The 19,183-nt window shown below is 64.2% G+C and carries 13 protein-coding genes; 2 read left to right on the top strand and 11 right to left on the bottom strand.

Features of this window, described 5'->3' with window-relative positions; all coding sequences use genetic code 11:
* Positions 1 to 725: 725 nt before the first annotated feature.
* The 7 genes from J6595_RS12820 to J6595_RS12790 all read right to left on the bottom strand — a co-directional run bounded on the left by J6595_RS12820 (position 726) and on the right by J6595_RS12790 (position 10,199).
* Positions 726 to 2,309, bottom strand: coding sequence for a peroxidase family protein (locus J6595_RS12820; protein ID WP_209594950.1), 1,584 nt, complete (start codon positions 2,307 to 2,309; stop codon positions 726 to 728).
* Between the two features lie 141 nt (positions 2,310 to 2,450).
* A complete protein-coding gene (locus tag J6595_RS12815; protein WP_342453177.1) occupies positions 2,451 to 3,464 on the bottom strand; it encodes an MBL fold metallo-hydrolase in 1,014 nt (337 codons plus the stop codon).
* Positions 3,465 to 4,070: 606 nt separating this feature from the next.
* Positions 4,071 to 6,020, bottom strand: coding sequence for an acetate--CoA ligase (acs, locus tag J6595_RS12810; protein WP_209594949.1), 1,950 nt, complete (start codon positions 6,018 to 6,020; stop codon positions 4,071 to 4,073).
* A gap of 149 nt (positions 6,021 to 6,169) precedes the next feature.
* Entirely contained in the window at positions 6,170 to 6,568 is a 399-nt protein-coding gene (locus J6595_RS12805; RefSeq protein WP_209594948.1) for a DUF1761 domain-containing protein, read from the bottom strand.
* 405 nt (positions 6,569 to 6,973) lie between these two features.
* Positions 6,974 to 7,993 carry a purine-nucleoside phosphorylase gene (locus tag J6595_RS12800; protein WP_209594947.1) on the bottom strand — a complete coding sequence of 340 codons (1,020 nt, stop codon included), beginning with the start codon at positions 7,991 to 7,993 and terminating at the stop codon, positions 6,974 to 6,976.
* 80 nt (positions 7,994 to 8,073) lie between these two features.
* The gene (locus J6595_RS12795; RefSeq protein ID WP_209594946.1) at positions 8,074 to 9,183 is read right to left on the bottom strand and encodes an AI-2E family transporter; all 1,110 of its coding nucleotides are present in this window, start codon (positions 9,181 to 9,183) and stop codon (positions 8,074 to 8,076) included.
* A gap of 107 nt (positions 9,184 to 9,290) precedes the next feature.
* Positions 9,291 to 10,199: a helix-turn-helix domain-containing protein gene (locus J6595_RS12790; RefSeq protein WP_209594945.1), complete on the bottom strand. Its 909-nt coding sequence runs from the start codon at positions 10,197 to 10,199 to the stop codon at positions 9,291 to 9,293.
* Between the two features lie 499 nt (positions 10,200 to 10,698).
* On the opposite strand from J6595_RS12790, the gene J6595_RS12785 reads away from it, so the two are divergent.
* A complete protein-coding gene (locus J6595_RS12785; protein ID WP_245198266.1) occupies positions 10,699 to 12,906 on the top strand; it encodes a TonB-dependent siderophore receptor in 2,208 nt (735 codons plus the stop codon).
* A gap of 625 nt (positions 12,907 to 13,531) precedes the next feature.
* Positions 13,532 to 14,200: a DedA family protein gene (locus tag J6595_RS12780; RefSeq protein ID WP_209594944.1), complete on the top strand. Its 669-nt coding sequence runs from the start codon at positions 13,532 to 13,534 to the stop codon at positions 14,198 to 14,200.
* A gap of 148 nt (positions 14,201 to 14,348) precedes the next feature.
* Here the strand turns inward: J6595_RS12780 and J6595_RS12775 are convergent, their stop codons facing one another.
* The 4 genes from J6595_RS12775 to J6595_RS12760 form a co-directional block, all read right to left on the bottom strand.
* Entirely contained in the window at positions 14,349 to 15,572 is a 1,224-nt protein-coding gene (locus tag J6595_RS12775; protein WP_209594943.1) for a cytochrome c, read from the bottom strand.
* A complete protein-coding gene (locus J6595_RS12770; RefSeq protein ID WP_209594942.1) occupies positions 15,572 to 17,335 on the bottom strand; it encodes a GMC family oxidoreductase in 1,764 nt (587 codons plus the stop codon). The genes J6595_RS12775 and J6595_RS12770 overlap by 1 nt, the downstream gene beginning before the upstream one ends.
* 3 nt (positions 17,336 to 17,338) lie before the next feature.
* On the bottom strand, positions 17,339 to 18,067 hold the full coding sequence (locus tag J6595_RS12765; protein WP_209594941.1) for a gluconate 2-dehydrogenase subunit 3 family protein: 729 nt from the start codon (positions 18,065 to 18,067) through the stop codon (positions 17,339 to 17,341).
* Between the two features lie 305 nt (positions 18,068 to 18,372).
* Positions 18,373 to 19,044 carry a YggS family pyridoxal phosphate-dependent enzyme gene (locus tag J6595_RS12760; protein ID WP_209594940.1) on the bottom strand — a complete coding sequence of 224 codons (672 nt, stop codon included), beginning with the start codon at positions 19,042 to 19,044 and terminating at the stop codon, positions 18,373 to 18,375.
* Positions 19,045 to 19,183: the final 139 nt, after the last annotated feature.

Genomic DNA, 19,183 nt, shown 5'->3' with positions numbered 1-19,183 from the left:
GCAAGATCGGCTACAGCGCCGTGCGTCCGAATGGACGCCACAGTGCACGGCACGATCCTCGAGGGCCGGCCACGACTTGATCGAGAAGGCGCGTCATTCGACGCTTCGTCATTCTCGGGCCCCGTCCCGAGAATCCAGAAACGTTCGAAACAACAGAAGCTTAAACGGCGCACTGGATGCTCGGGACGGAGCCCGAGCATGACGAGCGCGATAAAGGCGGACGCCTAATCTCAGACTGTCAGGCACCCGATATGCGTCGTTCGACGAGACTGTCGTGCGTCCGAATGGACGCACAAAGGACGCTCCAACCTTTTGAATCACCGCATCGTGCTTTCCGAAAATCGATTCCGATTTTCGGGCCGATGCTGTAGCTCAATCGCCGGAGCACCCATTCGCGGGAGCGCGCTGTTCGCGCGAGGACGGACCCAGCGGCTGTCCGCCCTTTTCAAAATCAAAAGGCCGCTTTCCCCGATGAGGAAAGCGGCCCCGTGATAGGCGTCGGCCGGCGGTCGTCAGAGACCATCGCGGCATCTGCAATTCTCAGGCGAAGCGAGGAGGCTGCTCCGTCGAACCACCGAGAATCAAAGATCCAGCCGGCTTCAGACAATCACTCGACATTGGATCACCTCCTTTCGCTTCGTTGAACATGAGAAGAGTATGGCGCTGCGAATCGGGCAAGACAAGGGGCTGCCGAAATTTTCGTCAGCTTCGGGCAAGGCGCCTTCTCATCCTGTCCGCCCCAGGCCGCCTGGTGCGTTCCGCAACGCTTCCACGTCGTTGCCATCGACCGGCGCGCCACCGATGCGAATGATCGAAGACAGTTGCCATTCTGCGCCCGAATCCCGGTTGTCTTCGCCATTCCTCAAAAGCGGTTCGGTCTCGGGTCGCCAGCCGGGCACGGTGTTCACCCAACTGGTCGCGTCGCCTTTCAAGAGGCCCGCGAACACGGCGCAGACGATCGTGGAGCCGAGCGGCCCCAGCCGCTCGCCATTCTCCCTGATCTCCGCTTCTTTGAGTATGTAAAACCACAGGGCGTCGTGATCAGGGTCGATCTCGATCGGATCTATGCCGAACTTGCGGGCGACGCTGGTGCCGGAAGGCAGCTCGAACCGGATGCCCCGCAAGAGATTGCGGAACGCGAGAATGTTCATCTTCGGACCGCTCTCGCGGAGGAAGGCGAGGGCATTGGCCATCCGGCTGTCGATCTTGCGTGCCATTTGGGGAAACTGCCCCTGCAAGGAACTGCGCATCGGCAAGAACCAGTCCCACTGAATGACATTGTGAGCCTGCATCTCACGGAAACCGCTGAGGTCGAAACGCGTTGCCGGATCGTCAGGATCGCCCGACCTGTCGAAGATCGGTGCAAAATTTCCGGCGCCTCGGAACGGCTGATTGGTCTGGTAGCTGTTGCGAACCATGGAATGGCCGAAGCGATAGGCCGCCACGGCGAACTCGACGGGTATGAAGGGCATCTCCTTCCACTTGTAGACGTGATCGAGCCCGAGCTCGATGGCCTTTCCGGCGGAACCGAACAGCTTCTCTTCCAGCGCCGTCGCCCGGATGTCTTCCCGGGTGATCCGCTTGAGGAAGTCGTGCCAGACGATCCACTGATATAGCCAGCGCAAGACCCTGCGCGCTGCGCCGAAAGTATCCCCCGGCCCGTTCGCTCGCGCCCGCTCCGCAAGCGCGTTGTGGGCGAGCAGGAACGCGACTTGCAACGACGAAACCATGGCGTTCTCGTCATTGCGCATGTCTCCGATGAGAGCGCGCCCTTGGGCGTTCCTCGGCAGATCGGGGAGTGCGGTGCCAGTCACCTTGCCGATCAGGAACTTGTCGACGACCTCCTTGCCGTCCTGATCGTGCCAGACGTCCTTTCGGTCGTAGAGATAGGGGCTGTCGTCCGGCCCGCGGCCATAGAGGTTGTCGAGATCGAAACGGGGCGTCCTGTGATTCAGCAATCCTGCCGGATCGTTCGTCCGCATCAGGCTGGATGCGGGATCGAAGGTGATGTCGTGATCGATGAACTGACCGAAATAGGTGTAGCCGGCCGGCGTAGAGTTGCTGAAGACACGCTCGAGCTCCCGAACGCGACCGGGATCCTGAGCGATGGTCTCGGGAGTGAGGTCACCTTGCTCCAGCATCTCCTCGGCGATCGTCAGAAGATGCCTTTCGAGGGCATCCGGTCTTTTGCGATCGACCGAAGGGGGAAACCAGGGCTCCAGATCGGCGCAGATGCGCCCGAAGGGGCCTTGATAGAACTTCGAGCGCGGAGCGACGACTTTCTGGTCGAATGTGCCTCCATGCGACATTTGCTTGCCTCCCAGTGAAGAATGTAACCGAGAGTAGCATAAATTTACGTTACGTAAAATAGTGGGCTGTCATCAATACGACCCTCGGTCGGGCCGTGGGCTTGTACGGCCGACCTGCAGAGTTGTCCGACGCCGTGCGGCTCAAACAGATTCCCGAGGATCGATTTCGACGATCTCGCCGGGCTTCGCCGCTATAAAGGCGCTTTCATCGAGCTGCCGGTCGGCAAGAGCACGTCGCAACAGGGCAGCCGGCTCATCGCGCGGTTCGTTGGTCAGCTGGATGGTGCCCCAGTGAATGGCAACGGCCCGGCTTGCGCCCACATCCTGAAACACCTTCACGGCTTCTTCCGGGTTCATGTGCTGCGGCGCCATGAACCAGCGCGGGTCGTAGGCCCCGATGGGGATGAGTGCGAGGTCCGGCGAGCCATGAGCCTCACGGATCTCGCGGAAGATCTTGCCGTCGCCATAGCCGCTGTCGCCGGCGAAATAGATCGACCGGCCGGCGATCTTCAGCACGAATCCGCACCACAGGCACATGCGCGTGTCGCGGATGCCGCGCCGCGACCAGTGCTGCGCCGGGACGATTGCCACCGATCCGGCCGGCGACGCGCCGGGCTCGGCGGCTGGCAGGTCGATCGTGTCGCCCCAGTCCCCTGCGACGATGTTGCTGGCCGGCAGGGTCCTTGCGAGCAGCCTGTCATTGCCGAGCGGCGTGACGATCAGCGGATCGTGGCGGTCGACCAGCCGCTTCAGGGTTTTCAGATCGCAGTGGTCATAGTGATTGTGGGAGAGAAGGACGACGTCGATCGGCGGCAGATCGCCGAAGCGGATGCCGGGCTGCGTCACCCGCTTCGGCCCGGCGAAGGAGACTGGGCTGGCGCGCTCTGACCAGACCGGGTCGGTCAGGAGGTTCAGCCCGCCCACCTGGATCAGCACGCTCGCATGGCCGATCATGGTCGCCCGGCATCCCGCGACCCGCTTCTCGGGCATTGCAGGGACGACCGGCACATGCTCCGGCCATTCCGCCCGTGTTTCCTTGCGCCACCGCCACAGATCCTTGAAGGAGCGGTCGGTCGATGGCTGGCCGGGATTGAAGAAGCGCGTGCCGTCGAAATGGTCGCTGGCAGGACCGGAATAATAGGGGTTTCGGGTCACGATGCTCAGATCACCTAGCGCTCGATGTGTAGTAACTTAAGGCAACACTGCCCTGCCGTTGGGATGAAACGACCCAGAGATTCCGGTGGAAAAGCGGTTGCTGTCTGAAGTGTCGACTCGACTCCATTTAATCTTATCCGCTACTGAATCCACTTAGCTGGGCAAGCGCCTCCCCTCGCGGTTTCTGCACAGAAACCAAGAGCTTCGCTGGAACCGTTAGCGGAGGGCCGTCAAGGCCATCTTGACGCGCGTGCAATGGAGGATCCATTGAGGATCAATTGCCCAGTGTATAAGCCGGTGTCCGTAACGGACTACTGGCGTTATAGACTAGGGCAGTGGGAACATGTTTGTTCACACTGCCGACGTTGGCCGTGTTACAGCACGGTCAGCCGTCTATTCTAGCCCATAACGTGCCATTGCAATTGGCCCCGCTTCGGCGGGGCCTTTCTTGACACCTATGCTCTACAGCACAACGCGGCACCGGTAAAGTTGGGAGAACATCCCCTTAACGACTCGGAATGACTCGAAAATTTGCCACAAGCCACTTTTTTCTGTGGATAAATAGCCGATTCTCCACGACTTATCCCCGTAACTATCAGCGACGCCTTACCCCTTCTTGTTCTGCCGGTTGTCGATCAGATCGTCGACGACGCCCGGATCGGCCAGGGTCGAGGTATCGCCGAGCGAGCCGAAATCGTCCTCGGCGATCTTCCTCAGAATACGCCGCATGATCTTGCCCGAGCGGGTCTTGGGCAGGCTCGGGGCGAACTGGATCTTGTCCGGCGAAGCGATCGGGCCGATCTCGTTGCGGACATGGGAGACCAGTTCCTTGCGCAGCTCGTCCGAGCCCTCCTCGCCCTCCATCAGGGTGACATAGCAGTAGATGCCCTGCCCCTTCATGTCGTGCGGATAGCCGACGACGGCCGCTTCCGAGACCTTGTCGTGGGCGACGAGCGCCGATTCCACTTCGGCCGTGCCCATGCGGTGGCCGGAGACGTTGATGACGTCGTCGACGCGGCCTGTGATCCACCAGTAGCCGTCCTCATCGCGCTTCGCCCCGTCGCCGGTGAAGTACTTGTTCTTGTAGGTCGAGAAATAGGTCTGCTCGAAGCGCTCGTGATCCTGATAGACCGTGCGCATCTGGCCGGGCCAGGAATCGGTGATGCACAGATTGCCCTCGGTCGCCCCCTCCTGGACGTTGCCCTCATTGTCGACGAGCTGCGGCTTGACGCCGAAGAACGGCCGGGTGGCCGAGCCGGGCTTCAGATCCGTCGCGCCGGGCAAGGGCGTGATCAGGATGCCGCCGGTCTCGGTCTGCCACCAGGTGTCGACGATCGGGCAGCGCTCGTCGCCGACCACCTTGTAATACCAGTTCCAGGCTTCGGGGTTGATCGGCTCGCCGACCGTGCCGAGAATTTTGAGTGTTTCACGTGAAGCCCGCGTCACCTTCTCCTTGCCGGCGCCCATCAAGGCGCGGATCGCCGTCGGCGCGGTGTAGAAGATGTTGACCTTGTGCTTGTCGACCACCTCCCACATCCGGCCGGCGTCGGGATAGTTCGGCACGCCCTCGAACATCAGCGTCGTCGCGCCGTTGGCGAGCGGACCGTAGACGATGTAGCTGTGGCCGGTCACCCAGCCGACATCGGCGGTGCACCAGTAGATGTCGCCGTCATGGTAGTCGAAGACATATTCGTGGGTCATCGAGGCATAGACGAGATAGCCGCCCGAGGTGTGGACGACGCCCTTCGGCTTCCCGGTCGATCCCGACGTATAGAGGATGAACAGCGGGTCTTCGGCTTTCATCTCCTCGGGCGGGCAATCGGCGGAAACGCTCTCCCGCGCCTCGTGCCACCAGACGTCGCGGCCCTCGCTCCACGGAACGTCGCCGCCGGTGCGCTTGACGACGAGGACGGTCGTCACCTCCTGCCCGGCCTTCTTGGCGATCTCGCAGGCCTTGTCGGCATTCTTCTTGAGCGGCACGGTCTTGCCGCCGCGCAGGCCCTCGTCGGCGGTGATCAGCACCGATGACGAGGCGCCCTCCAGCCGCCCGGCGAGGGCGTCCGGCGAAAAGCCGCCGAAGACAACGGAGTGGACGGCGCCGATCCGCGCCGAGGCGAGCATGGCATAGGCCGCCTCGGGAATCATCGGCATATAGAGCGTGACGCGGTCGCCCTTCTTGACGCCGCGCTCCTTGAGGACGTTCGCCATGCGGCTGACTTCCTCGTGGAGCTCCTTGAAGGTGATCGCCTTGGACTCCTTCGGGTCGTCGCCTTCCCAGAGGATCGCCACCTGGTCGCCGCGGCTCTCCAGATGCCGGTCGATACAGTTGGCGCAGACATTGAGCGTGCCGTCCTCGAACCAGCGGATGTCGATATTGCCGGGCGCGTAGGAGGTGTTCTTCACCGTCGAATAGGGCTTGATCCAGTCGATCCGCTTGCCGTGTTCGCCCCAGAAGCCGTCCGGGTCGGAAACGCTTCTGTCATACCACGTCTGGTAGGTCTCGGCGTCGAGCTTTGCGCGCTGTTTCCATTCGTCCTTGACGGTGATCGTCGTCATGCCTTCCTCCCGGGTCATGCGTTTGCGCCGCCTTCCGGCGGTCTCATCCAGAAGAACTTAGGGCGAAGGGCCGGTGAAGGTCCAGCTTTCCCTTGGTTAGACTTTCGCCTTGCCGCCGCCTCGCGCGGCGACGCCCCGAACGGCCGCCGTCATCCCATCACCCCGATCACCACGGCCATGATCACGAAGGCGCCGAGCCAGTGCCCGCCATTGATCAACGTCAGCTTGCGCGGCCGCGCCTCGAAGGAATGATCGACGACCATGGCGGCGAGCACGAAGCCCGCCCAGACCAGAAGCGCATTGGTCAGCGCATTGACGAGCGTGATCCCGCCGATATGGGCGGTGAGGCCCGCCAGCATCGAGGCGATGATGAAATAGGCCAGAAACACAATGACCAGCGGCGCGAGCTTGAGGGCCGGCTTGCCCTCGTAGCCCGGCGCGGTCATCCAGCGCCTTTCGAAGATCCGGTGCCATAAAAAGCCGAAACCCAACGCAATCAGCGCGGCGACGAGGGCGGGAATCGGATTGGCGGCGGCGGCAAGGCCCATGGCGGATGTCCTTCGGCTTCAAAGTATTCGGATCGCGATCCGGCTGTTCCGGAAACGCCCCGCTTGCGCCTTCGTTGCGTGGGGTGGTGTCGGTTGGCGGTAGTCGCTCGACGTTGGCTTCATGGGCGAGACCGGAAAATCGGCCGTCGTCAGCGGAGTCATGCCACGCGAGAGACGCATTGAAGCCGTCAGCTCTCATTGAAGAAGCAGAACCTGCCGTCGGAGGGAAACTGGAGGGCCGGTCACGACGATCCCTCATCCTCCGTGGCAAGGCTGAAGGATGAGGTCTGGCCTGCATGCTCCGTCGGTGACGATCATGCCTGATGGCGATCGACCGCAGAGGAAACCCGCGGCGTCGCATGAGGTCGTGGAAGCGCCCGCCGAAGGCGCTCCACTCTGTCACCCTTAGTTTGCCGGCACGCCGTTCTTCCAGTCGTCCCAGTTGCCGACGATGGCATCGGTGAGCTTCGAGCCGACGCGGTAGGCGTTGTCGAGCGCGATCGTGAAGCCGCCGGACTTCGCGTTGAGCGAGGCGTCGGGCGTCTGGCCCTCATAGGGCTGGTCGAAATTCGAGGCGGTACGTAGGATGGCGATGCGGTCCATGTCGATCCGCCCCATTTCGGCGCCGCGGGAGAAGGCAGCCAAAGTGGCGTTGTCCTCCTGCTGGGTGGTGCAGTAGTTCGCCTTGCCGTCAGTCAGGAGCTTCGCCCAGTCGTTCATGGCATCGCTGAACGACTTGCCATGCCACCAGGTGTCGCCCGAAACCGTGTCGCAGATCGAGACGATCGGGGCATCCGTGGCGGGTGCTGCGGCGTAGTTGGCGCGGTAGGCTTTGGCGGTGTCATCGTCGGCGAGCTCGACATCCTTCGACAGGGCGAAGGCCTTGTCGGTCAGTGCCTCGTTGAGATGATAGACCTCGGTGCCATAGGTCGAGCTCGGCTTTTCGCCCGGTGCTTTCGTGAAGAAGCCGAACAGGCCAGTTTTCCAGTCCTTCGGCAGTTCACGTGCGTCGATCTCCCATTGCAGCCCCCCATCGACGGCATAACGCGCCCAATGGGCAGAGCCGGTGGTGCCGTCGGCCGGATCCACCCCGGCGATCCCGGCGATCAGGAAATAGGTCTTCGACAGGTCGAGCTTGTCGGAATAGATCAGCGCCGCGATCGAGCTTGCCGCATTGGCATAGCCCATGCTCGTGGTGACGAGGCAAAGCCCTTCGCTGCTGCAGGCGAGATCAGGAAACTCCTTCGACAGGCCCGGGATGGCGGTGGTCTCGTCGAGCGTCTCGTTCTTCAGCCAGTTGGCGGCCTCGTGCTTGAACATCGTCACGACCACGACCTTCGGGGCGAAGGGCTCTTGCGATGTTTGGGCGAAAGCGGAACTTGCGAGCGAGATGGTCACGAGACCGGCGGCGGCGAAGGTTTTCATGGTGTCTTTCCTGTCTTGGCAGGACGCGGGTTTAGGGGGGGCACGCCCGCGCTGGCAAGACGCAAGAAGGGGCAATCTGCCTATTCGCCGACCGGTTCGGTTTCATAGGGCCCGCCCAGCGTGTCGTTCACATAGAGCTCGCGCACGAAGACCATGATCACGGCGATCAGCGGCACGGCCAGCGCGATGCCGAGTGTGCCGAACAGGACGCCGAACACCGCCTGTGCCCCGAGCGTCAGGACCGGCGGCAGGGCCGAGGTATAGCGCTGGGCGAGCGGCTGGGCGACATTGCTCTCGACGGCCTGGACGAGAACGTAGACGCCGAGCCCCCATAACGCCATGTTCACCGATTCCGACAGGCCGACGAGCACGATCGGAATGCCGGCGATGAAGGGCCCGAGGGTCGGAATGAAGGCCAGGAGCCCGGCCTGCAGCGCCAGCAGAAAGGCGTTCGGCATGCCGACCAGCCAGAGCCCGGCGAAGGTCACGACGAAGACGATCGCCATGGAGATGCCGGTTCCGGCCACCCAGAGGATCAGCTCCTCGCTCGCGGCGCAGATGGTGTGGTCGACCCGTGAGCGCTTCGACATCGGAAACAGGCTGACGAGACCGCGCAGATAGAGTTCGGGCTGGGCGACCAGAAAGATCGCGATGAAGACGATGACGAAGACGTTGCCGAGGGCGCCGAGCACCGAAAACATCGCCTTGGAGGCCGAGGAGAAGACCCCCGACGGGTTCGGAAACAGCGCATCGAGCCCGACATCGCCGCCGGCCTGGGTGTTTGAGGCGCTGTCGGATTTGATGCCGATGTCGGCCATGGCCTGCGCCAGCGACTGAAGCTGTTCGCGCAGCTGGTGCCACAGCTCGTTGAACTGGCTGACCAGCGTCAGCCCGCCATAGAACAGGCCGCCGCCGAGAAGGACGAAGAGCAAGGTCACGACGATGGCGAAGGCGAGGCCGCGCGAAATTCCGGCCCATTGCAGCGGACGGGCGAGCGCCGCGATGATCGCGGCGAAGAGAAGCCCGCCGAAGATCAAAAGAAGCGCGCCAGACGCCGCCCAGACCAGCGCCAGCGTCGCCGTCATGGCGAGAACGACGGCGGTGACGATCGTCGCCTTGGTGGTCAGCTGTTCCTCGATCCGGTCCTTCACCCTGTCTCCCCGCTCCGATTGCCCTTTCCGGTGAGCCATATGGCATCGGCGCTCTGTCGCGACAGGCAGAAAGAGCATGGTCACGACGCAAAACCGGTGGGGCTGAGACGCGGCGCCGGTCGGCGACCGGGCTGCCGGCGGGCCGGCTATCTTTTCCGACGCAAGGCCCGGTTGATCTCGCACCAGGCCGCGGGTGTCTCGCCGGCGATCTGGCGAAACGTCCGGGTCAGATGGGCCTGATCGGCGAAGCCGAGCTGCGAGGCGACGCCGGCGACCGTCAGATCGCTCGTCAAAAGGAGGTCCTTGGCGCGGGCGATGCGCTGGGCGAGTTGCCACTGGAGCGGTGTCTGGCCCGTCGTGTGCTTGAAGGACGCCGCAAAGCGCGTCTCCGAAAGGCCGACCGCCGCCGCCATCTCCGCGACGGTGAGGCGGCGAGCGCTCGTCTCGTCCAGCCGCGCCGTCAGCGTGTTCATCTGATTGGGGGTCAGTGCCCCGCCCCTCGCCGTGTCGTCGCCGCCGGCCGGGATGTCGAGAAGGGCGGCGGCGAGGCTGCCGACGAGGCTTTCGCAATAGACCGCGTGACGGCTCGGCACGCTGAGTTCCGCGACGATCAGCCCGGCCAGTGTCTCGATGGGTCCGATGTCGGCGATTTCCGCCGGGCGGCGAAGGGCCGCCTTGGCGGCGGAATGCCCCAGCGATGGCGCGAGAAACCGCAGCATCCGGTCGCGATGAACGTGAAGGTCGAGATGCGAGAAGCGGTGCATCGCCGCAAAGTCCGTCCAAAGCGGCATGCCGGCGGGAACGTAGATCGCCCGCTGCATCGGACGATAGCGCTGGGGCAGGTCGTCCTCGCGGTCGCACATGCGGATTTGTGCGGACACCTCGTTGAAAAAGACGACGATCCGCGGATCGGGGGAGACGTAGTAGCCCCGCGCCCGCGGCTGGCCCTCCGCGACCCAGTAGACGCCGGCGCAGCCATCGAGGCTGCGCCATTTCACCGGCTCGGTCGCTCTGATGCCCTCGGTCCGGCTCACCATGGAATGTTTGAAGCTCAACGTCGCAAGCCGCCGGCCTTGGGGGTGACTGGATCAGATCGCGAACCGGCCGTGCGGTGAAGACAGGCCGCGGCGCTTTCGCCGCGCCGCCGCTTCGAGGACGGTCGGCCGCCCACGACGCCACGGACGCGGCGCGATCGGTGAAAACATGATTGCTATTGTCATGTTCTCGACCGCTGTCAAGCGGCCAGTCAAACCATGGAAGGGCTGATGCCGGTCCGAACGGCCCCGCCCCGCGACAATGGGCGGCGTTGCAGAAGCGCAACAGCCACTGGCCGGGCGACGGCGATGGTGCCGAAATCCTACAAAACGCCGGGATCCTTCAATACTGGACAATCACGATCAAGTTATCGGATGAGCGCTGCGAGCGGGCGGTATCGGCGGTCCGGCGACCGCCACGAGGGCCTTTGCCCTTCGGTTCCGCTCCCATCACGACATCCATCCGGCCGCGCGAGCTCGGCTTGCGGCTGCCGGCAACGACACATGCTGGAACGAGATCATGGAAGCTGACGAGAGGCGTAGCCGCAACGAGATTCATCCGTTCCACACCCGCGAGGCGCTCAGCGTCGACGCCTCGAGCCGGAGGAAGCGCATGAATGGCCGGCAGCTTCCAGCCATGCTCGTCTGCACGACGGCGCTCGCCCTGGTTCTTCCGCCATCTGGCTTCGCCCAGGAGACCGCCGCCGACGCGACGATCGTCCTCGACACTGTCACCATCGACGCCGAGACCGGCAAGCCGATCGGCCCCGACGCTTCCATCGTCGCGAAAGACACCGCCGTCGGCTCCAAGACCGACACGCCAGTGCTGGACGTCCCCGCAGCCGTCTCCGTCGTCACCGAAAAGGAGATGAAGGATCGCGGCGTCGAGACCCTCGACGAGGCTCTCTCCTACACCGCCGGCGTCTCGACCGAGATCTACGGCACCGACGATCGCTACGACTTCTATCTCATCCGCGGCTTCTACCAGTCGAACACCGGCACCTATCGCGACGGCCTGCCGCTCAGGCTCTTCGGCTATACCGGCGCGCGGCTCGAGCCCTACGGCATGCAGCGCATCGAGGTGCTGAAGGGCTCGACCTCGACGCTGTTCGGGCTGAATTCGCCGGGCGGACTCGTCAATGCCATCACCAAGCGGCCGACCGATACTGCCTTCGGGGAGGTCTACACCACCTTCGGCGACGGCCATATCGAGACCGGCACCGACGTCGGCGGTCCGCTGACGGCCACCGGCGACTGGTCCTACCGCATCACCGCCAAATGGCAGAACGGCGACAACGGCGCCGACCACACCAATGACGACCGGCTCTACATCGCTCCCGCCCTCACCTGGTCGCCGGACGCATCCACCTCGCTGACGATCCTCGGCGACTACAACAAGCGCAAGGGCAATACCTCGCACGGCATCCCGCTCGGCTCGGGCCTCGATCCAGACACCTATCTGGGCGAGCCCGACTTCGACAAGATGAACACCGAAGAGAAGAACATCGGCTGGATCTTCCGCCACGACTTCGGCAACGGCCTCGAATTTCGCCAGAACGCCCGCTATTCCGACCTCGATCTCACCTATGAGTCCGTCTATGGCGCCCGCATCGACTCCTCGATCGATCGCAGCGCCTGGGCGGTCTACGGCCACACCAAGCGCTTTGCGATCGACAACCAGCTTCAATACGATGCGAGCTTCGGCCGCTTTGACAGCCGCACGCTTCTCGGCGTCGACTATACCCGCGACAAGACGACGGAATACCGCGTCTACGGCTCGGCCACGGGCATCGACGTCTACGATCCGGACTATTGCGGCCTCGCCTGCATCACCCTGCCGCCCGGTTACACCTGGAACAACGACCAGAAGGCGACGGGCGTCTATCTGCAGGAAGAGCTGACCCTCGACGACACCTGGATCTTCACCGCCGGCGGCCGTTTCGACCATGTCGAGACCGACAACGCCATGCCTGACTACGACAGCGCCTACGAGAGCACCGACGAAGCCTTCACCAAGCGCTTCGGGCTGACTTACAAAGCCACGCCGGAAGTCTCGCTCTACGCCAACTATTCGGAAAGCTTCGAGCCTCTGGGCCTCGATCCCTCGACCCTCGTCGGCGGCGACGCCAAGCCGAAGGAAGGCACGCAATACGAGGTCGGCGCGAAGTACCGGCCCGACGCCTTCGACGCGCTCTTCACCCTCGCCCTCTTCGATCTCACCCAGACCAACGTCGCCTATTACGTCACCGCGACGACCCAGGCCCAGGTCGGCGAAATTCGGGTGCGCGGCGCCGAGCTGGAAGCCAAGGTGGCGATGACCGACCGGATGAACCTCACCGCCGGCTATTCCTACTGGGACGCGGAGATCCTGGAGGACGGGCTCGACGGCAATGTCGGCAAGCGCCCGCAGATGGTGCCGAACCACATCGCCTCGCTCTGGGCCGACTACACCATCCCCGGCGAGGGCGCGATCGGCGACCTGACGCTCGGCGCCGGCGTTCGCTATGTCGGCGAGACCTATGCCGACAACGCCAACACCATCGATCTCGACGCCCGCACCCTCTTCGACGCGGCGCTGACCTACAAGATCACCGACAACGCGACCTTCCAGGTGAACGCCACCAACATCTTCGACAAGCGCTATGTGACGCAGGTCGATACGTGGAACGACACCGCCTATTACAATGACGGCCGCACGGTGCGCGGAACCCTGCGCTACACCTGGTGAAGTGAGGGACCGGCGAAGCGGCCGGGAAACCTGCCACGCCAGGCTGGCGGTGGCGGAAAGACCCAAATCCGCCACCTCGGGACGAGCCCGAGCCCGAGGCTGACGGCGCTGAGCGGGGCGCTGCGGGCCTGCGCCCGCCTGACGAGCGCGGCGGCATCGATCCGGTTGGATCACCCGCAAAACTATACCAAATCGTATGGTGGCGGGTGCTATCCTTCGGCATGTCCATGCGTTAGGGCGCCGTGCGTGTCCGAATGGACGCCACACTGCACGACACGATCCTCGAGGGCCGGCCACGACTTGATCGATAAGGCGCAGCATTCGACGCTTCGTCATTCTCGGGCCCCGTCCCGAGAATCCAGAAACGTTCGACACAACAGAAGCTTAACCGGTGCACTGGATGCTCGGGACGGAGCCCGAGCATGACGAGCGCGATAAAAGCGGACGCCTGATCTCGGAGTGTCAGGCACTCGATATGCGCCGTTCGACGAGAATGTCGCGCGTCAGAATGAACGCACAAAGAACGCTCTAATGCACTGAATCACCGCATCGTGCTTTCCGAAAATCGATCCCGATTTTCAGGCCGATGCGTTAGCGGGACATTGTCGTCTCCGCGGAACACCTCATGTCCTCGATCCTCGCCACCATCTCGTCCTGGCTCCTCGACATCATCTCGGCGCTCGGTCTTCCCGGGATCGTCCTGTTGATGGCGCTCGAATCGGCCTGCCTGCCGATCCCCTCCGAGATCGTCATGCCCTTTGCGGGCTATCTCGTCTCGACCGGGCGGTTCGAGCTTTGGGAAGTCGCGCTTGCCGGGGCCCTCGGCTCCAATCTGGGCTCATGGGTCGCCTATGCCGTCGGCGCGCGAGGCGGGCGAAAGTTGATCGGGCGGATGACCCGGCGCTCCATGTTCGGCATCGACGAGCTTGGCATGGCAGAGCGGTTCTTTGCCCGCTACGGCGCCTCGGCGACGTTCTTTTCCCGCATGCTGCCGGTGGTGCGTACCTTCATCGCCCTGCCCGCCGGCATGGCCCACATGAACCAGCTGAAGTTTCACGCCTACACCTTCGCCGGCTCCTTCATCTGGTGCCTCGGCCTTGCCTGGCTGGGCAAGCTCCTCGGCCAGCACTGGGGCGACAGCCCGGCCCTCCACATGGCGTTTCACGTCGCCGATGCGGTGATGGTCGTGTCGCTGGTCGCAGCCGGTCTCTGGTACTGGCGCCGAAGGCGGCGGGCGGCGGCCGTCACGAGCGCCGTCGTCGAGCCGGGAGCCGCGCCCGACCGGCTCGACTGACCACCGGCTCGCCTCTCGCTCAGGGCGTTTCCGGCTGGTCTCCTGCGGTGTCCGACCGATCCGATCGGACACCGTCAATCGCCGCGAAGGCGGGGATCAGTGCCCCCTGAGCCGACCGGAGGTCGGCGCCGCAAGGAACGCCAGGACCTCAATCCGCGCCGCGCGCATCTCCGACCGCATCGGCGGATACCGCCGGGGCGGCATTGCCCCAGTCGTTGCGGATATAGGTGGCGACGTCGGCCACCTGCTCATCGCTCAGATGGAAGGCGAAGGAGGGCATGGCCGGCGCCGTCGGCCGGTCCTTGGTATAGGGCCCCTTCGCGCCGGCGAGGATGACGTGGATCAGGGTCGAGACGTCGTCCTGCTGCACCGCTGCACTGCCGGCGAGCGCCGGGAACAGATGCTCGGCGCCCTTGCCGTCCATGCCGTGACAGGCCGCGCAGCTGGTCCGGTAGATCTCGGCGCCCGCCTTCATCTGACTATCGTCGGATGCCAGCGGTTTCGGCTGCTCGCCGCCGCCGTCCTCGTCGTCAGCCTTCACCGACAGGAGATAGGTGGCGATCGCCTGGAGGTCGTCGTCCTTCATCTGCGAGGTCGAATCCTGAATGGCCTCGACCATCGGACCGGCGGCGATGGCGTGGCCGTTCGAGCCGGTCTTGAGATAGGCCACGATCTGATTCTTGGACCAGTCGCCGATGCCGATGCGCTTTTGCCCGGTGATGTTCGGCGCGTACCAGCCCTGCAGCGTCGCGCCCTGAAGCGCGGCGTCGCTCTCGTCGGCGCCCAGCGCCGATTTCGGCGTGTGGCAGGTGCCGCAGTGCCCCGGACCCTGGACGAGATAGGCGCCCCGGTTCCATTCAGCCGATTGCTTTTCATCCGGCTGGAAGGGCTCGGGCTCGAAATTCAGCCAGTTCCAGCCCCGCATCACGATCCGCTGGTTGAACGGAAATGGCAGCTGGTTGGCCTCCACCGCATGGTGCACCGGCTCGACCGTCTGGAGATAGGCCCAGAGATCGTCGACGTCCTCGTCGGGCATCAGATGATAGCTGGGATAGGGCATCGCCGGGTAGAGGTGCTTGCCGTCCTTGCCGACGCCGTTCTTCATGGTATTGCGGAAATCCGCCTTGGTCCAGGCGCCGATGCCGGTCTCGCGGTCCGGCGTGATGTTCGGCGGCACCAGCGTGCCGAAGGGCGTTTCCAGCGGCTCGCCGCCGGAGTAAAGCTTGCCGCCGGCCTTGGAGTGGCAGGCGGCACAATCGCCGAGGATCGCCTGATAATGGCCCTTCTCGACCTGGAAGGACTGGAGGTCGGCGGCCGTGGCCGGGCTCGCCAGCGCGCTCGTGGCCAGCGCGAGAGACAGAAGCGTTTTCATCAGCCGACGAGCCCTTTGCCCGGATTGCGCAGATACTGGTTGCGGATGGCGTCGGCGGCCCAGTAGGCGAGCGCGCCGACGGTGCCCGTCGGGTTCTTGCCGGCATTCTGCGGGAAGGCCGAGGCGCCGATGACGAAGACGTTGGCGACGTCCCAGCTCTGCAGATACTTGTTCAGCGCGCTCTTCGTCGGATCCGAGCCCATGATCGCGCCGCCGGTATTGTGGGTGCTCTGATAGGGCACCGAGTTCCAGCTCTTGTCGCGGCGGGCCTCGGCGATCTCGCGGCCGCCCATCGCCTTGGCGATCTCCAGGGCCCGGTCCGACAGATAATGCGACATGCGGATGTCGTTGTCGGGGAAGTCGAAGGTCATCCTGAGAAGCGGCACGCCGTAACGGTCCTTGTAGGTCGGGTCGAGGGAGAGGTAGTTGCCGCGCGCGGCGTAGCTCGAGCCCTGGACGCCGAAGGAAAGCGTCGACTGATAGGCCTCTTTCGTCGCCTTCTTCCAGGCCGAGCCCCATTTCGGCGTGCCCTTCGGCACCGGCCGGTGCTGGATCGGCCGGCCGCTGGTCGGGATGCAGTTGATGCCGCCGCCACCGACGAAATCGAGGGCGGAATGATCGAAGGAATCGCCGTTGAAATCGTCGGCGGTCTGGCCGATCGCGCCGCCGGCGATGAAGGGATTGAAATTCTTGTCGTCGAAGAAGACCGTCACCCCGGCATTGGTCTGGTAGCAGTAGTTGCGGCCGGTCGTGCCTTCTCCCGTCGCCGGGTCATAGGGCTGCCCGATGCCCGACAGGAGCATCAGGCGGACGTTGTGCAGCGCATAGGCGCAGACGAGGACGAGATCGGCCGGCTGGAAGAACTCGCGGCCCGACGTGTCGACATAGGTGACGCCGCGCGCCGTCTTGCCGTCCTTGGCCAGCTCGATCTTGCGCACGTCGGAGTTCGAGCGCAGCTCGAAATTGGGCTTGCGCATCAAGACCGGCAGGACGCAGGTCTGGGGTGAGGATTTCGAATAGTTGGCGCAGGCGAAGCGCTCGCAGAAGCCGCAATAGGAGCACTGGCCCATGGCGACGCCGAGCGGGTTGACGTAGTTCTGCGACAGGTTCGCCGCCGGCGTCGGAAAGGGATGGAAGCCCGCCGATTTCGCCGCGTCGGCAAACAGCGCCGGGCCGTAGGGCATGCGGTTCGGCGGCAGCGGATAATCCCGCTTGCGCGGCGATTCGAACGGATTGCCGCCCTCCTCGATCCTGCCGTCGATATTGCCGGCCTTGCCGGAAATGCCCGCCAGCTGCTCGAAGCGATCGTAGGAATGTTCGAGCTCGCGGCCGGTGACGCCCCAATCCTCGATCGTCAGATCGGCGAGGCGATCGGCGCCGTAGCGCTCGGTGAGATGGCTCTTGAGCTCGAAGTCGCTGTCGTAGAAGCGCCAGGTGTGGCCGTTCCAGTGGACGCCGGCGCCGCCGACGCCGCGTCCGGGCAGGAAGGAGCCGTAGTCGCGCATGGGCAGCGCCGTTTCCGACGTGTTGTTGCGCATGGTCATGGCTTCTTCGCTGGCATGCAGGAAGAGATCCTTGCGGATCGCGTAGCGCAGCTCGTCCTGCATGTAGGCGATGTTGAAGTCGGTGGCCGTGTCGCGCCAGGGGCCGCGCTCGAGGGCGACGATGTCGAGGCCTTCATCCGCCAGCTCGTTGGCGAGGATCGAGCCGGTCCAGCCGAGCCCGATGATGACGACGTCTTTTTTCGGAAGGATGGTGGTCATGGGTCAGCCCGCCTTCGCTTGAACGATGTTGCCGAGGATGGAGACGGGCCCCCGCGGATAGGGCTTGTCGTGCTGATCGACCCAGTCGCGATAGTCGTACCGCGCGCCAGGAAAGCCGATCATCTTCCACGAGGCCATGTCGCGATTGCCGCCATGGACGGGGTCGGCGAAGAAGCCTTCCATGGTGTTTTCGAGAACGAGCGCGAAGAACCCCTTGCCGTCGACCTTGCCGGAAAGCTTGAGCTTGCCGGTTTCAAGCTCGGAAAGCGCCTGATCCTGCTTTCCCGGGCTCAGCGTCTCGAAGCGCCCGCCGAAGGTGTCGCTCACCGCCTTGTCGAAGGCGGCGAGGCCGGCGCGGTAGCGGCCGGCGGGGGTGAGCGAATTCTGATAGCCCTGGGTGGGCAGGCCGGGCAGGAACGGCCCTTTCATGTAGAGCCGGGCCGCTTCGCCGAAGGAGCCGGCGAGCTGCCGGTCGACATAGACGACGCAGCCGCAGTCGCGGCCCGATGGCGAAAGATCGTCGGCGGGAATCAGCCGATCGACGATCGCCTCCATCAGCACCACCTCGCGCGGCTGGAAGAAATGCCAGCCGCCGGGCGTCACCGGCGTCGGTGGTTCGCCGGCGAAGGCTTCCCAGGGAACGGCCCCGGAAATGCTGCGGGCCTGCGCCACGCCGGAGGCGAGCGCGACCAGCCCGACGGCCGTCGTGGTCAAGAATGTGCGGCGATTCATGGTGGATTCTCCCGCCGGCGGAATGGCGGACGGGCCGTCAGACCGCCCGGCGCTTCAAGCTCGGACAGAAGACGAACCGCTTCCCCCCGGAGCGGCCCTTGGCTGGAACGAATCCAGACTGGCCAATGTCTTACATTTGGCGTTGGGACGATTCCAATAAACTAAGGATTGCAGATCAATTCGAACGCCGCCCTGCCCCTTCGGAAGCTTTGCAGGTGAGAGACCGCATTCCACATGGTCCGCGGCCTGCGGGATGGAGACCTCAGCTGCGGGGCTTCGTCGCAAAAAGCGAAGCGCCGCAGACCCTAGCCGTAATCGCGCGCCCCGAAGATCGCCGAGCCGACCCGCACCGAGGTTGCGCCCATCTCGACGGCTGTCTCGAAGTCGCCGGACATGCCCATCGATAGGTTCTCGATGCCTGTTTCGCCGGCTAACTTCTTCAAAAGCGCGAAATGCGGGCCGGGATTTTCGTCGGCCGGCGGAATGCACATCAGGCCCTCGATGGCGAGCCCATGCTCCTTGCGGCAGCGGGCGACGAAGGCCACCGCCTCGGCCGGCAGGATACCGGCCTTCTGAGGCTCCTCGCCGGTATTGACCTGAACGTAGAGCCGGGGTGCCCTGCCCTGCTTGTTGATCTCTTTGGCGATTTCCCGGGCGATCTTCTCCCGGTCGACGCTCTCGATCACGTCGAACAGCGCCACCGCATCCGCCGTCTTGTTGGACTGCAGCGGCCCGATCAGCCGCAACTCGATGTCCGGGAAGCGCTCCTTCAGGCTCGGCCACTTGGCTTGGCTCTCCTGCACCTTGTTCTCGCCGAACACCCGCTGGCCGGCCTCGATGACCGGCAGGATCGCGTCCTCGCCATGGGTTTTGGAGACGGCGACGAGCGTGACGGCGTCGGCGGTGCGGCCGACACCGGCGGCAGCCTTGGCGATGCGTTCGCGGACGTCGTCGTAGCCGGTGAGGTGGTCTGTCATGAGTGTTGTCGCGCTTTCTTGATGCGGAAAGATTTCCGGATTATCTTGCCGGAGTGGGTACTGAGGCAGAAACCTCAGCACCCGTCGCTCAGGTGATGATCTGGACCCGGAGTTCGACCAGCCAGCCGCTCCGGGTCCG

It is taken from the genome of Jiella mangrovi (assembly GCF_017815135.1).
GTDB lineage: Bacteria > Pseudomonadota > Alphaproteobacteria > Rhizobiales > Rhizobiaceae > Jiella > Jiella mangrovi.
The sequence above is the reverse complement of the archived record's forward strand: the minus strand, read 5'-3'. Positions and strand labels throughout refer to the sequence as shown.

Bases quoted from the DNA above. Each gene is read 5' to 3' on its own strand.
- J6595_RS12800 (WP_209594947.1), bottom strand. From the start codon at position 7,993: ATGAAAACCTTCGCCGCCGCCGGTCTCGTGACCATCTCGCTCGCAAGT.
- J6595_RS12780 (WP_209594944.1), top strand. From the start codon at position 13,532: ATGTCCTCGATCCTCGCCACCATCTCGTCCTGGCTCCTCGACATCATC.
- J6595_RS12760 (WP_209594940.1), bottom strand. From the start codon at position 19,044: ATGACAGACCACCTCACCGGCTACGACGACGTCCGCGAACGCATCGCC.
- J6595_RS12785 (WP_245198266.1), top strand. From the start codon at position 10,699: ATGGAAGCTGACGAGAGGCGTAGCCGCAACGAGATTCATCCGTTCCAC.
- J6595_RS12770 (WP_209594942.1), bottom strand. From the start codon at position 17,335: ATGACCACCATCCTTCCGAAAAAAGACGTCGTCATCATCGGGCTCGGC.
- J6595_RS12765 (WP_209594941.1), bottom strand. From the start codon at position 18,067: ATGAATCGCCGCACATTCTTGACCACGACGGCCGTCGGGCTGGTCGCG.
- J6595_RS12795 (WP_209594946.1), bottom strand. From the start codon at position 9,183: ATGGCTCACCGGAAAGGGCAATCGGAGCGGGGAGACAGGGTGAAGGAC.
- J6595_RS12805 (WP_209594948.1), bottom strand. From the start codon at position 6,568: ATGGGCCTTGCCGCCGCCGCCAATCCGATTCCCGCCCTCGTCGCCGCG.
- J6595_RS12820 (WP_209594950.1), bottom strand. From the start codon at position 2,309: ATGTCGCATGGAGGCACATTCGACCAGAAAGTCGTCGCTCCGCGCTCG.
- acs (WP_209594949.1), bottom strand. From the start codon at position 6,020: ATGACGACGATCACCGTCAAGGACGAATGGAAACAGCGCGCAAAGCTC.
- J6595_RS12775 (WP_209594943.1), bottom strand. From the start codon at position 15,572: ATGAAAACGCTTCTGTCTCTCGCGCTGGCCACGAGCGCGCTGGCGAGC.